This window comes from Neorhizobium sp. P1_A6 (genome assembly GCF_056406795.1).
On record NZ_JBFTZM010000005.1, the window covers coordinates 385,479 to 397,911 of the forward strand.

The 12,433-nt window shown below is 61.6% G+C and carries 11 protein-coding genes; 1 reads left to right on the forward strand and 10 read right to left on the reverse strand.

Annotated features, from left to right (window positions below):
• Nucleotides 1–175: 175 nt before the first annotated feature.
• From AC1D3C_RS13610 to AC1D3C_RS13645, 8 genes are all read right to left on the reverse strand, one after another.
• The gene (locus AC1D3C_RS13610; protein WP_477483241.1) at nucleotides 176–3,511 is read right to left on the reverse strand and encodes an efflux RND transporter permease subunit; all 3,336 of its coding nucleotides are present in this window, start codon (nucleotides 3,509–3,511) and stop codon (nucleotides 176–178) included.
• Nucleotides 3,512–3,522: 11 nt separating this feature from the next.
• Nucleotides 3,523–4,761, reverse strand: a complete 1,239-nt coding sequence (locus tag AC1D3C_RS13615) for an efflux RND transporter periplasmic adaptor subunit (protein ID WP_247034836.1) — start codon at nucleotides 4,759–4,761, stop codon at nucleotides 3,523–3,525.
• Between the two features lie 293 nt (nucleotides 4,762–5,054).
• Entirely contained in the window at nucleotides 5,055–6,029 is a 975-nt protein-coding gene (locus AC1D3C_RS13620) for an ABC transporter substrate-binding protein (protein ID WP_038544547.1), read from the reverse strand.
• A 60-nt stretch (nucleotides 6,030–6,089) separates the two neighbouring features.
• Nucleotides 6,090–7,217, reverse strand: a complete 1,128-nt coding sequence (locus AC1D3C_RS13625) for an ABC transporter permease (protein ID WP_247034838.1) — start codon at nucleotides 7,215–7,217, stop codon at nucleotides 6,090–6,092.
• Nucleotides 7,214–8,098 (reverse strand): ABC transporter permease, encoded by an 885-nt coding sequence (locus AC1D3C_RS13630; protein WP_477483242.1) that lies wholly within the window; start codon nucleotides 8,096–8,098, stop codon nucleotides 7,214–7,216. The genes AC1D3C_RS13625 and AC1D3C_RS13630 overlap by 4 nt, the downstream gene beginning before the upstream one ends.
• The gene (locus AC1D3C_RS13635) at nucleotides 8,095–8,475 is read right to left on the reverse strand and encodes an endonuclease domain-containing protein (RefSeq protein WP_477483243.1); all 381 of its coding nucleotides are present in this window, start codon (nucleotides 8,473–8,475) and stop codon (nucleotides 8,095–8,097) included. Before AC1D3C_RS13635 ends, AC1D3C_RS13630 begins: the two co-directional genes overlap by 4 nt.
• 235 nt (nucleotides 8,476–8,710) lie before the next feature.
• Nucleotides 8,711–9,502 carry an ABC transporter ATP-binding protein gene (locus AC1D3C_RS13640; RefSeq protein ID WP_477483257.1) on the reverse strand — a complete coding sequence of 264 codons (792 nt, stop codon included), beginning with the start codon at nucleotides 9,500–9,502 and terminating at the stop codon, nucleotides 8,711–8,713.
• A complete protein-coding gene (locus AC1D3C_RS13645) occupies nucleotides 9,499–9,879 on the reverse strand; it encodes a hypothetical protein (RefSeq protein ID WP_477483244.1) in 381 nt (126 codons plus the stop codon). Before AC1D3C_RS13645 ends, AC1D3C_RS13640 begins: the two co-directional genes overlap by 4 nt.
• Nucleotides 9,880–10,047: 168 nt before the next feature.
• On the opposite strand from AC1D3C_RS13645, the gene AC1D3C_RS13650 reads away from it, so the two are divergent.
• Entirely contained in the window at nucleotides 10,048–10,461 is a 414-nt protein-coding gene (locus AC1D3C_RS13650) for a cupin domain-containing protein (protein ID WP_477483245.1), read from the forward strand.
• Between the two features lie 28 nt (nucleotides 10,462–10,489).
• On the opposite strand, the gene hydA is transcribed toward AC1D3C_RS13650, so the two are convergent.
• A complete protein-coding gene (gene hydA / locus AC1D3C_RS13655) occupies nucleotides 10,490–11,944 on the reverse strand; it encodes a dihydropyrimidinase (protein WP_477483246.1) in 1,455 nt (484 codons plus the stop codon).
• Nucleotides 11,941–12,433, reverse strand: a 493-nt coding sequence (locus tag AC1D3C_RS13660; protein ID WP_477483247.1) for an endonuclease domain-containing protein, incomplete at its 5' end; no start/stop codon positions are given. The genes hydA and AC1D3C_RS13660, both read right to left, overlap by 4 nt.

Genomic DNA, 12,433 nt, shown 5'->3' on the forward strand with positions numbered 1-12,433 from the left:
AACCCGAACCGCCGCGCATTCCCGATACTGCTAAAATAACAGGTTCGTGAAATCTGATTTTGACATCGATCAAATCCGTGCAATTTTTCTGCAATCTCCGCGAGCCGGTTATTTCCAACGAAAAACGCCGGGCCAACAGGCCCGGCGTCGCCGAAATATAGTCTGGAGATGATACTTATTCCGCAGCCAGAGGCGGCAGGCGTAGCACCTTGCTGCTGGCTTGGGCGCCGGGAGAACGATCGTCGTTGGCGCTCGTCTRCCGTTCCATCTGGTTGAGGCGTTCTTCCAGGGCCGCGATCGACTGAGCGTATTTGCGTGCCTCCTGGCTGAGTTCCTCGTTGGAAAGACCGAAGTCCTCCTGTTCCTTCTTGCCGACCATGCGGCCGAAGATCTTGCCGAGCAGGCGCGACAGGTCGTCCATGATCAGGAAGAAGGACGGCACGACGAGAAGCGAGAGCACCGTCGAGACGATGATGCCCCCCATCACGGCGATTGCCATCGGTGCGCGGAAGGAGCCGCCTTCGCCGACGCCGAGCGCCGAGGGCAGCATGCCTGCCGACATGGCAATCGAGGTCATGATGATCGGACGGGCGCGCTTGCGGCCGGCTTCCACCATGGCATGAACCCGTTCGAGGCCCTGACGCTTCATCTCGATCGCGAAGTCCACCAGAAGAATGGCGTTCTTGGTGACGATACCCATGAGCATCAGGATTCCGATCAGGACCGGCATCGACAGCGCGTTCTGGGTGATGATCAGCGCCACCGCCACGCCGCCGATTGCAAGCGGCAGCGAGAACAGGATGGTGAAGGGCTGGATGACGTCCTTGAAGAGCAGGATCAGCACCACGAGCACCAGCATCAGGCCCATCAGCATGGCATTACCGAAGCTCTGCTGCATTTCTGCCTGCACCTTGGCGTCGCCGCTTTCGGCCAAACGAACGGTCTTTGGCAATTCGGTCTCGGCGACGATGCGCTTGAACTCGGCAGATGCGGTATCGAGCGCCGTGCCGAAGGGCACGTCGGAGCCGATTGCGACCACGCGGTTGCGGTCGTTGCGCTTGATCGAGCTCGGGCCTTCCGAATAGTCGATGTCGGCGACGCTGTAGAGCGGCACGCTGGCACCGGCCGCGGTCTTGATCTTCAAGGCGCGGATCGAGGCGAGATCGCGGCGGACGTCGAGCGAGGCCTGGACGCGGATCGGGATCTGCCGGTCGTCGAGCGAGATCTTGGCAAGGTTGGCATCGACATCGCCGATCGTCGCGACGCGGACGGTCTGGGCGATCTGCTGCGGCGTGATGCCGAGGCGCGAGGCCTCCGCCATGCGCGGCCGGATCTGCAGTTCCGGACGGGGCAGGGCGCCTTCCGAAGAAACGTTGGCGAGGACCGGCGAGGCCCGCAGCTTCGATTCCAGCATGCTGACAGCTTCGGTCAGGTCGGTTTCGCTGGTGGAGAGGAAGTTGAACGAAAGGTCACGCTCCGCGCGGTCGTTGACCTTGGAGATCCGCACATCCGGAATGGATCGGACGGCTGCAAAGATATCCTTTTCGACATCCCATTGCGGACGCGTGCGGCCGTTTTCCTTGATCTTCGGAACAAAGTCGCGGACGAGGGGGATCGATCCCAAGCCCTTGTTGACCAGGGTCTTTACCAGCGAATGGTCGATGTTCTGCAGGATGACGCGCACGGTTGCGCGTCGCAGTTCGAGGTCTCCCTTCGGCGAAGCACCGCCGAGGATGAAGACACTCTCGACCCCGTCGATGTGGCGTATCGCATCATAGACGACGTCAGTGCTGGTGGCCGTTTCGTCGAGCGTCGCGTTCGGCGGGAGTTCCACCGACAATACGACGCGCGAAGAGTCGTCCGGCGGCAGGAAGCTGCCGGGAACCTGGGAGAGCAGCATGACCGAGCCGATCAGGAAGCCGATCGCGGCCAGCATCGTCGTATATCGCCAGTACCAGCGGCGGGTCGTGCCTGTGACGAGGCGCGTATAGGCCTTCATGATCCAGCCGTCGTTGTCGTGATGGTCTTCCATCCCGTCTTCGGGGCTCATCAGATAGGCAGCCATCAGCGGCGTGATCAGTCGCGCCACAGCAAGCGAGAAGAACACTGAGAAAGCGACGGTCAGGCCGAACTGGATAAAGTATTGGCCCGGGACGCCCGGCATGAACGATACAGGCACGAACACCGCAATGATCGTGAAGCTGGTGGCGATGACGGCGAGACCGATTTCGTCCGCCGCCTCGAGCGCCGCTCGATAGGGCGTCTTACCCATCTTGATATGCCGCGCAATATTCTCGATCTCGACGATCGCGTCGTCGACGAGAATACCGGTCGCAAGCGTCAGCGCCAGGAAGCTGACGAGGTTCAGCGAGAACCCCATGAGATCCATGATCCAGAAGGTCGGGACTGCCGAAAGCGGCAGGGCGACCGCCGCGATCAGCGTCGCGCGCCAGTTCCGCAGGAACAGGAACACCACGATGACGGCGAGGACCGAGCCTTCCACCAGCGTATGGAGGGCAGCTTCGTAATTGCCGTAGGTGAAGTAGACGGAGTCGTCGACCATTTCGATCGCGACGTTCGGATTGGTCTTGCGCACTCCATCGAGGCTGGTCGCGACGGTTTCGGCGACCGAGACCTCGCTTGCGCCCTTGGCGCGGAACACGGCGAAAGTGACGGATGGCGTGCCGTTGAAGCGCGAGAAGGATTTCGGCTCTTCGTAGGTGTCGGTGATGGTGCCGAGCTCGGTCAGCTTGACGAACTGGCCGTTGGGCAGCGTGATCGTCGTGTCGGCAAGCTGAGCGACGCTGCGGGCATCGCCGAGCGTGCGGATCGTCTGTTCGTTGCCGGCCACCTGGCCGCGGCCGGAGCCGAGATCGACGTTGGTGCCGCGCATCTGGGTGCTGACATCGGCAGCGGTAATGCCATAGGCGTCGAGCTTGGCGGGGTTCAGCGACACCCGGACTTCACGGTCGGAGCCGCCGTAACGGTCGATACGGCCGACGCCGGGCTGGCCCTGCAGGGCGCGCTTGACCGTGTCGTCGACGAACCAGGAGAGTTCTTCGAGCGTCATGTTCGGGGAGGAGACGGCGAATGTCTGGATCGCCTGGCCTTCGACGTCGACCTTGGTGACGACAGGCTCCTCGATGCCGGCGGGAAGGTCGCTGCGGATCTTGTCGATCGCGTCCTTGGTATCCTGCACGGCTTCGGCCGTCGGCTTTTCGATGCGAAAGACGACGACCGTCTGCGATTGGCCGTCGGTCACCGTCGACTGGATTTCATCGATGCCGCTGATCGAGGCGACAGCGTCCTCGATTTCCTTCGTCACCTGCATTTCCAGTTCGGCAGGGGCGGCGCCGCTCTGGGTGACGGTGATCGACACGACCGGAACGTCGATGTTCGGGAAACGGGTGATCGGCAGCGCGTAAAACGACTGAATGCCGACAATAAGCAGCAGGGCAAAACCGAGCATCGGCGCTATCGGATTGCGGATCGACCAAGCAGAGAAGTTCATGCGGCTCAACCTCAGTTCGCAATAGCGGCGGGTTCGGCCGGGACCGGAGCGATCTTGTCGCCGTCCCGGACGAAGGCGCCGGCCTTCGCAACGACAATGTCACCGGCCGTAAGACCGCTGACGACCTGCACGAAACCGCCATCCTGGATGCCGGTTTCAATCTTCACCTGCTTGACCACATTGTCCTCGACCTTGCGGGCGGTGGAACCGTTCCGCCCGGTGGTGACGGCCGAGAGCGGCAGCGCCAAGGCATTGGTCTCGGTGATGACGATCTCGGCGCTGCCATACATGCCCGAGCGTGCGCCGGTTTCATCGTCGATGACGATATGCACCGCGCCGAGGCGGGTGACCGCATCGACCGTCGGGGAGACGAGCCGAACCTTGCCCTCGATCTTCACCTTGCCGCCGGCGACCGTGACGATCGCCTTCTGGCCGGCCTTGATCTTCTGGATATCGGTCTCGGACAAGTCGGCGACGAGTTCGATCGCGCCGTCCTTGATGATCGTGAAGAGCGGATTTCCGGTGCCGCTGGCGATTGCTCCGACCTTGGCGGTGCGGGCGGAAATGACGCCGGCCACCGGTGCCTTCACGCCCGTGCGGGCGAGCTTCAGGTTGATATCCTCGATCTGGGCCTCGACCACCTTGGTGTCGGATTCGCCAACGGCTACCGCCTGCTTGGCAGCATTCAGCCGCGCCTGAGCGACCTCGACGGCGGCGGATGCCTGTTCGAGCTGCGACACCGTGCCGGTGCCGCTCTGGCTGAGTTTCTGGAGGCGATCGCGCTGGCGCGTCGTGTCGGCGACGTTGGCCTGGGCCTCGATAACCTGGGCCTGATATTGCGCGACAGCAGCCTGGGCCTTCGCCTTATTGGCCTGGAGCTGGCTCTTCTGGAGAAGCAGCGCGTCGTCGTTCAGCATCGCAAGCACGCTGTCGGCCTTCACTTCGTCGCCGACGTCGGCATTCAGCGTCTTGATCGACAGGGCGTCGACGAGCGGCTGGACATAGACTTCCTCGACGGGCCTGACCGTGCCGGTGGCAATGACGCGGTCAACCAGCGGCTTCTCGATTGCCTCGGTTACGACGATGGAAGGCAGCTTGATTTCCGTCTGCGCCGGGGCGGGCTTGGCCGCCGCTTCCTGCGCAAACGCGGAACTGGGACTCAGTGCAGAGCTTGCGGCAAGGGCGATGCTTGCGCCGAGGGCAAGCTTGAGAGCCGGGTTCCCGGCAGACTGGGTGAACTTGCGAAACATGCGACTACTTTCAAATTGAAGGTAAGGGGCAAATATTCCGCTGGGAACCGCTCCGGCCACCTTACGCCCCCTCAGCGCTCAGCAACCCGGATCAAGGTGGTAACCGCATAAAACAGTTACAAGACCGGCAGCGAAAGATTCATCAGCGCCCCACTTCTACGTGTTTGCGTTGCACAAATCAATCCGCTGCCGTTATGAGACGAATGAGTTTTAGTTATGATTTGAGTGAGAAAAATTTAGAAAACGCGCAACCGATAGCCGCGCGTTCTCCCTCAGCGGGCGACTGGCGATTATTATTTCAATGCCGCGTCGGTGATCTCGCTCGTATAGGCGCCTTCCGGCTTCTTGGTGATGATCTTCTGGTCGAGCAGCGCCTTGACCGTGCGGTCGTAGGTGGCGGTGTCGAGCTTGCCGGTACCGGTGCCGATCAACTTTGCCACTTCGCCCATCATCCGCTTCTGGTGGTTCTCGTCCTGGCCGCCATTGTCCATGACGATCCCGGCTGCTTCGGCAGGATTGGCGATAGCGTATTTCCAGCCCTTCATCGACGCACGGACGAACTTCACCATGGTCTCCTTGAACTTCGGATCCTTGAGCTTGGTATCCATCACATAGAGGCCGTCCTCGAGCAGGTCGTTGCCCATGGCGGAGAAGTTGAAGACGACGAGCTGGTCCGGCTTGAAGCCGGCATCGATCGCCTGCCAATACTCGTTATAAGTCATCACCGAAATGCAGTCCGCCTGCTTCTGGATGAGCGGCTGCACGTCAAAGCTCTGCTTCAGCACCGTGACACCGTCCTTGCCACCGTCGGTCTTCAGGCCGAGCTTGTTCATCCAGGCGAAGAACGGATATTCGTTGCCGAAGAACCAGACGCCGAGCGTGTGGCCCTTGAAGTCGGCTTCGGTCTTGATCGGGCCGTCCTTCGGGCAGATCATCTGCAGGCCGGATTTCTGATAGGGCTGGGCGATGTTGGTGAGCGGCACGCCCTTTTCACGGGCGACCAGCGCTCCGCCCATCCAGTCGACGATGACGTCGGCGCCGCCGCCGGCGATCACCTGTTCGGGGGCGATGTCCGGGCCGCCCGGCTTGATCGTCACGTCGAGGCCTTCTTCCTTGTAGAAACCCTTGTCCTTGGCGACGTAGTAGCCGCCAAACTGGCCTTGAGCGACCCATTTCAGCTGCAGGGTCACCTTGTCGGCGGCCATCGCCGCCTGGGCTGCTGCAAGCGACATGGCGCCCGCCATCAGCGCAACGAGAATTTTTCTCATGTTTTTTATCCTTCCCTCTGAGGTTGCCGGTTCCGCCGAAACGGGCCGGATTTTAAGCGCCTAACCACCGCGGTTAGACGGATGCCAGAACGTCGTCGCTCTTTCGCCAAGCGCCACGACGCCATAAAAAACCGAACCGATCAGCGCTGCAACAGCGATTTCGGCCCAGACCATATCGACATTCATGCGGCCGATCTCGGTCGAGATCCGGAACCCCATGCCGACGATCGGCGTGCCGAAGAATTCCGCGACGATCGCGCCGATCAGCGCGAGCGTCGAGTTGATCTTCAGCGCATTGAAGATGAACGGCATGGCGGCCGGCAGGCGCAGTTTCATCAGCGTCTGCCAGTAGTCGGATGCGTAGGAGCGCATCAGGTCGCGCTCCATGGCGCCCGAAGCCCCAAGCCCTGCCACAGTGTTCACCAGCATCGGAAAGAAGGTCATGATGATGACGACGGCGGCCTTCGACTGCCAGTCGAAACCGAACCACATGACCATGATCGGCGCGACGCCGATGATCGGCAGCGCCGAGACCATGTTGCCGATCGGTAGCAGCCCGCGGCGCAGGAAGGCGATGCGGTCGGCCAGGATGGCGACGACGAAGCCGGAGGCGCAGCCGACGACATACCCGAACAGCACGGCCTTGAAGATCGTCTGTTGCACGTCCGCCCAGAGGATCGGCACCGAGCTTGCGAGCCTTGCGCCGATTGAGGACGGCGGCGGCAAGATGATGAAGGGAATGCCGGCGCCACGTGTCGCCGCCTCCCAGAGGATCAGGATCCAGGCGCCGAAGATCGCGGGGATCAAAAGGCGCAGGAACGTATCTCCGGTTTTGGATTTGGCGCGGATGCCGGACAGGACCGTGACGCAGCGCCAGGCAATCAGCCAGCAGGCCGCGACCATCAGGAAGAAGGCAAACGTCGCCTTGCCCTCGTTGCCAGCAATGCCCGCGAGCAGCAGCCAGACGGCGAGATGGGGGGCGACGAACAGGGTCATTGCAAGGAGAGGCGGAGAAAGCCTGCTGAACGAGGCGAGCGCCGCACCGGCGACGAGCAGGAAGATGACGGTGAAGCTGCCGGTGCCGAACGGCGAAGGGGCGTCGCGCGCCATCAGCGGCAGCGAGGTGAGGGCGGCGAGACAGAGGAGCAGGGCAAAGGTGCCCTGCCAGGAACGAAGAACCGCGGTCATGCCGGCCTCCCGCCCATGGAGCGATCGACGATCTTGGCGATGATCCCGACGATGGCAACGAGAAACGCCGCCAGTACCGAGCCGGCAATCAGTGCGGCCCAGATGTCGATCGTCTGGCTGTAATAGGCCCCGGCGAGCAGTTTCGAGCCGATGCCGGCGACGGCACCGGTCGGAAGTTCGCCGACGATCGCGCCAACCAGGCTCGCGGCGATCGCCACCTTCATCGAGGTGAACAGGAAGGGAATGGACGCCGGTACTCTGAGTTTCCAGAAGGTCTGGGCGCCGCTGGCATAATAGGTGCGCATCAGGTCGAGCTGAATGATTTCGGGCGAGCGCAGACCCTTCACCATGCCGACCGCGACGGGGAAGAAGGAGAGATATGTCGAGATCAGCGCCTTGGGGAGAAGGCCGGTGATGTTGAGGGCCCCGAGCACGACGATCACCATCGGCGCGACAGCCAGGATCGGCACGGTCTGTGAGGCGATGATCCACGGCATCAGGCTACGGTCGAGTGCCTTCAGATGCACGATGCCGACCGCGATCAGGATGCCGGTCAGCGTGCCCATGGTGAAGCCGAGGACCGTTGAGGAGAGCGTCACCCAGGAATGGTAGACGAGGCTGCGGTTCGACGTGACGCTGCGCAGAAACGTGTTCTCGAAGACGTTGCTCACCACCTGATGCGGCGCCGGCAGAATAGGCTTCGGCTGCGCCATGGTCTTGCCGATGAATTCCATCGCCGTGGAGGTGACGTTGGCGCGCCGATCGAGATCGCGCTGGAACGGCGCGTTCATGAAATAAGCGGCGACGTACCAGAGGGCGACGATGGCGATGAGGATGGCGAGGACGGGGATGATGCGGGATTTGAGGGAGTCGGGTTTCATGCGAACACCTTCTTCAGAAAAGGTGTGACGTGTTTTTCTATGGTCGTAAAGACGTAGTCCGGGCCGTCGAGAACCTGATCGTTGTCGAACCTCAAGACGGTAAAACCCTGACCTCCTAGAAAGGCGTCTCTCTGTACGTCATGTCGACGACCATGATCGGTCTCATGGCTGTCCCCATCCACTTCCACAACGATACGCGCTGCAAGCCAGGCAAAATCGGCGATATAGGGGCCGATCGGTGTCTCGCGCCGGAAACGGGCGCCATAGGGGCGAAAGTCGCGGAGCATGTCCCACATGGCGGATTCGGCTTTGGTAAGTTCGCGGCGGAGCGTTTTGGCGCGTGTTCGGGTTTTGAAATCGATGTTGGAGTGAGGCATTCAAATCCCTCCTCGAACATTTGGGCAGAAGACCCCGCCCCAACCCCTCCCCACAAGGGGGAGGGGCTTAACCTGCGGCGGTCTTCTCATTCTCTTTGCGGCGGTACGTCTTGATGCAAAGGTGTTGTGTGGCGGGACGGTGCGGCCCGGAAAGTCCCTCCCCCTTGTGGGGAGGGGGTGGGGAGGGGACTTGCCTCCGCAATACCGAGGATTGGCCTCCTGCATCCGCAAACCCTCACTCCTCATAACTATGCCCCGCCCTCAATCCCTCGCGCACCCGATGTGCGATCTCCAGGAACTCCGGCGTCTCGCGGATTTCGAGCGGGCGTTCCTTGGGCAAGGTCGATTCGATGATATCGGTCACACGGCCCGGACGCGGCGACATGACGACGATGCGGGTCGAGAGGTAGACCGCCTCGGGAATCGAGTGGGTGACGAAACAGATGGTCTTTTCGGTGCGCGCCCAGAGCTTCAGCAGCTGTTCGTTCAGGTGGTCGCGGACGATCTCGTCCAACGCGCCGAAGGGTTCGTCCATCAAAAGCAGGTCGGCGTCGAAGGCGAGTGCGCGGGCGATCGAGGCGCGCTGCTGCATTCCGCCGGAAAGCTGCCAGGGGTATTTGTTGCCGAAGCCGGAAAGATTGACGAGGTCGAGGGTGCGCTCGATGCGGGCTTTGCGGTCCGCCGCCGAATAGCCCATGATTTCCAGCGGCAGGGCGATATTCTTCTCGATCGTCCGCCAAGGATAAAGTGCCGGCGCCTGAAAGACATAACCGTAGGAGCGCGATTTGCGCGCCTCTTCCGGCGTCATGCCGTTGACGGTGATCTCGCCGGCCGTCGCCTTTTCGAGATCGGCGATAACCCGCAGGAAGGTAGTCTTGCCGCAGCCTGACGGGCCGATGAAGGAGACGAAATCGCCCTTGTTCACCGTGAGGTCGACATTCGACAGCGCGTGTACCGGCCCGTCACCGGTCTCGAAGGTGAGGCCGAGCTTTTTGGCCGAGACGACGGAGGATGGAGCATTGTTCATCGGCATTTGGGCATCGGTCCCAGCTTGGTGCCGTCGCGGAAACTGACGGTGTAGCCCTTGGCGGATTTGGTGAGCGTCGCGGTGTCTTCCGGCCCCTTTTCCCCTTCGGCATCGCATTGTGCCTTGATGGTAAAACCGTTTGCCGTCTTCTTGGGAGCACCCTTGAATTCGCAGGCAGAAACGGATGTCGTCACGCCTTCGTCGTTGAGCAGCAGGAAATCGTCGGCGCCGGACGATTCGCCGGTCTCGGCGTAAGTGCAGCCTTCCTTGCTGCCATAGGCGCCGTCGAGAAAGGTCGCGGCCCCGGCGGGAACAGCAACCGAGATTGCGGCAAGCATCGCGGATGCGATGGTGAAGCGGACGTTATTCAATGACATGTCTCGAAAGGCCCCCATTCAAGTCCGTCGGCGAAGCGTACAGTATAGACGCCATCGTTGCGCAGGATATCGATCATTGCGATGTGCTGATCTTCTTTTCGTTGGCTCCCGCTCCCGAACCGTCGTGATATGCTGGCGGCAGATCCCGTTCGACAGAGGAAATTGGCAATGGACAATGCATCAAAGCCCACCTGCCGTGTCGTCAGACCCGCTGCGGCCTTCAATGGCAAGCAGGGCCTGAGCTATTTCGAGGGGATCGCGGCGGAAACGGTCGGGTCCAAGGGCATTTGCATGCATCTTGTCACCATCCCGCCGGGCGCACGGGCCAAGGCCCACCTGCATGAAACCCATGAGACCGCCATCTATGTGCTCTCCGGCTCCGCCGTCACCTGGTATGGTGACCGGCTGGAGGAATGCGCCGAACTTTCGGCCGGCGAGATGATGTATATCCCCGCCGGCGTGCCGCACCTGCCGGCGAACATTTCCGACGCGCCCTGTTCGGCGGTGATCGCCCGCACCGACCCGAACGAACAGGAAAGCGTCGTGCTGCTGCCGGAGCTGGACGGGTTGGTGAAGGGGTAACCTCTGCGGAAAGGACATCGTTTCCCGTTCAAACTCCACTGGCCGGAATGCCTGACCGTTCCACCTTGCGCGGCGAGGTCAGCTCCTTCCAGGTCGACAGCGCCTTGTTCACCGCAGGATAAGGCTCGCGCTTGACGAACTGACCGTGGCCTTCCTGCGTCCTGATCGCCCCGTCCTCGATTGCGACCACGCCGCGGGTCAACGTGTAGCGCGGCAGACCGGTCACTTCCTTGCCTTCGAAGACGTTGTAGTCGATCGCCGACTGCTGGCTCTTGGCCGAAATGGTCTTCGATTTGTTCGGATCGAGAACGACGATATCCGCGTCGGCTCCGACCAGGATCGCGCCCTTCCTCGGATAGACGTTGAGGATCTTGGCGATATTGGTGGAGGTCACTGCCACGAACTCGTTCATGGTGATGCGGCCGGTTGCGACGCCATGCGTCCACAGCATCGGCAGCCGGTCTTCGAGACCGCCGGTGCCATTCGGGATCTTTCTGAAATCGCCGAGACCGGTGCGCTTCTGGTCGGTCGTGAATGCGCAGTGGTCGGTTGCTACCACCTGCAGCGAGCCGGAGGCGAGGCCCGCCCAGAGGCTGTCCTGATGCTGCTTGCTGCGGAACGGCGGCGACATCACCCGGCGGGCCGAATGGTCCCAGTCCTTGTTGAAATATTCGCTCTCGTCCAGCGTTAGGTGCTGGATCAGCGGCTCGCCATAAACGCGCATGCCGTTCTGGCGGGCGCGGCGGATCGCTTCATGGGCCTGCTCGCAGGATGTGTGGACGACATAGAGGGGCACGCCTGCCATGTCGGCAATGATGATGGCGCGGTTGGTCGCCTCGCCTTCGACGGAGGCGGGACGGGAATAGGCGTGTGCCTCTGGCCCGTTATTGCCCTCGTCCATCAGCTTGGTCTGCATGGCGGCGACCACGTCGCCGTTTTCGGCATGGACCAGCGGCAGGGCGCCGAGCTCGGCGCAGCGCGAGAACGAGGCGAACATCTCATCGTCGTTCACCATCAGCGCGCCCTTGTAGGCCATGAAGTGCTTGAAGGTGTTGATGCCGTGATGGGCAACGACCGCCTTCATCTCGTTGAAGACCTGCTCGCCCCACCAGGTGACCGACATGTGGAAGGAATAGTCGCAATTGGCGCGGGTCGCCTTGTTGTCCCAGCGCTTCAGCGCGTCGAGCAGCGACTGGCCGGGCTCAGGCAGGCAGAAATCGACCACCATGGTCGTGCCGCCGGCAAGTGCTGCCCGCGTGCCGCTCTCGAAATCGTCGGCGGAATAGGTGCCCATGAACGGCATTTCCAAATGCACATGCGGATCGATGCCGCCCGGCATGACATAACAGCCGGCGGCATCGAGCGTGGTGTCGCCGAAAAGGTTCGGGCCGATCTCGATGATCCGGCCGCCGTCGATCTTCACGTCCGCCTTGTAGGTCAGGTCGGCCGTGACGATGGTTCCACCCTTGATGACTGTGGTCATTGTTGTTCCCCTGTCTTTTCAATTTCGGTGAGATTTGACGGATAGAAACGTACGGTGTCACAACGCTCGGTCATTTGACCATTTAATGCGGCCAGTATCGTGTCCAGCACGGCGCGTCGTTCGCGGGTGATCTCGTGGTTCCAGAAGCGCAGGACGGAATAGCATTTGGCGTTGAGCCATCGCGTGCGTGCTATGTCGGATTGGCTCTCCGCGTGATGGAAGCCATCGATTTCGACGATCAAACGTTCTTCGCGGCAGAGAAAATCGACGACATAAGGTCCCAGCGGAACCTGGCGCGAGAACTTGTAGCCGTTGAGAAGGCGGTTTCGCAGCTCGCTCCAGAGCCGGTATTCTTCCTCGGTTTCATTTTGGCGGAGCCGGCGAGCTTGCGTTGTTTTTCCAGGGCGCCGTTTTGTGATGTCATCTGCAGGCATGCTGCGCACCCCCTCATCCGACCCTTCGGGCCACCTTCTCCCCGCTGGGGAGAAG

Coding starts and splice junctions, on each gene's coding strand:
- AC1D3C_RS13615 (WP_247034836.1), bottom strand. CDS start 4,761: ATGTTTCGCAAGTTCACCCAGTCTGCCGGGAACCCGGCTCTCAAGCTT.
- AC1D3C_RS13620 (WP_038544547.1), bottom strand. CDS start 6,029: ATGAGAAAAATTCTCGTTGCGCTGATGGCGGGCGCCATGTCGCTTGCA.
- AC1D3C_RS13625 (WP_247034838.1), bottom strand. CDS start 7,217: ATGACCGCGGTTCTTCGTTCCTGGCAGGGCACCTTTGCCCTGCTCCTC.
- AC1D3C_RS13630 (WP_477483242.1), bottom strand. CDS start 8,098: ATGAAACCCGACTCCCTCAAATCCCGCATCATCCCCGTCCTCGCCATC.
- AC1D3C_RS13635 (WP_477483243.1), bottom strand. CDS start 8,475: ATGCCTCACTCCAACATCGATTTCAAAACCCGAACACGCGCCAAAACG.
- AC1D3C_RS13640 (WP_477483257.1), bottom strand. CDS start 9,502: ATGAACAATGCTCCATCCTCCGTCGTCTCGGCCAAAAAGCTCGGCCTC.
- AC1D3C_RS13645 (WP_477483244.1), bottom strand. CDS start 9,879: ATGTCATTGAATAACGTCCGCTTCACCATCGCATCCGCGATGCTTGCC.
- AC1D3C_RS13650 (WP_477483245.1), top strand. CDS start 10,048: ATGGACAATGCATCAAAGCCCACCTGCCGTGTCGTCAGACCCGCTGCG.
- hydA (WP_477483246.1), bottom strand. CDS start 11,944: ATGACCACAGTCATCAAGGGTGGAACCATCGTCACGGCCGACCTGACC.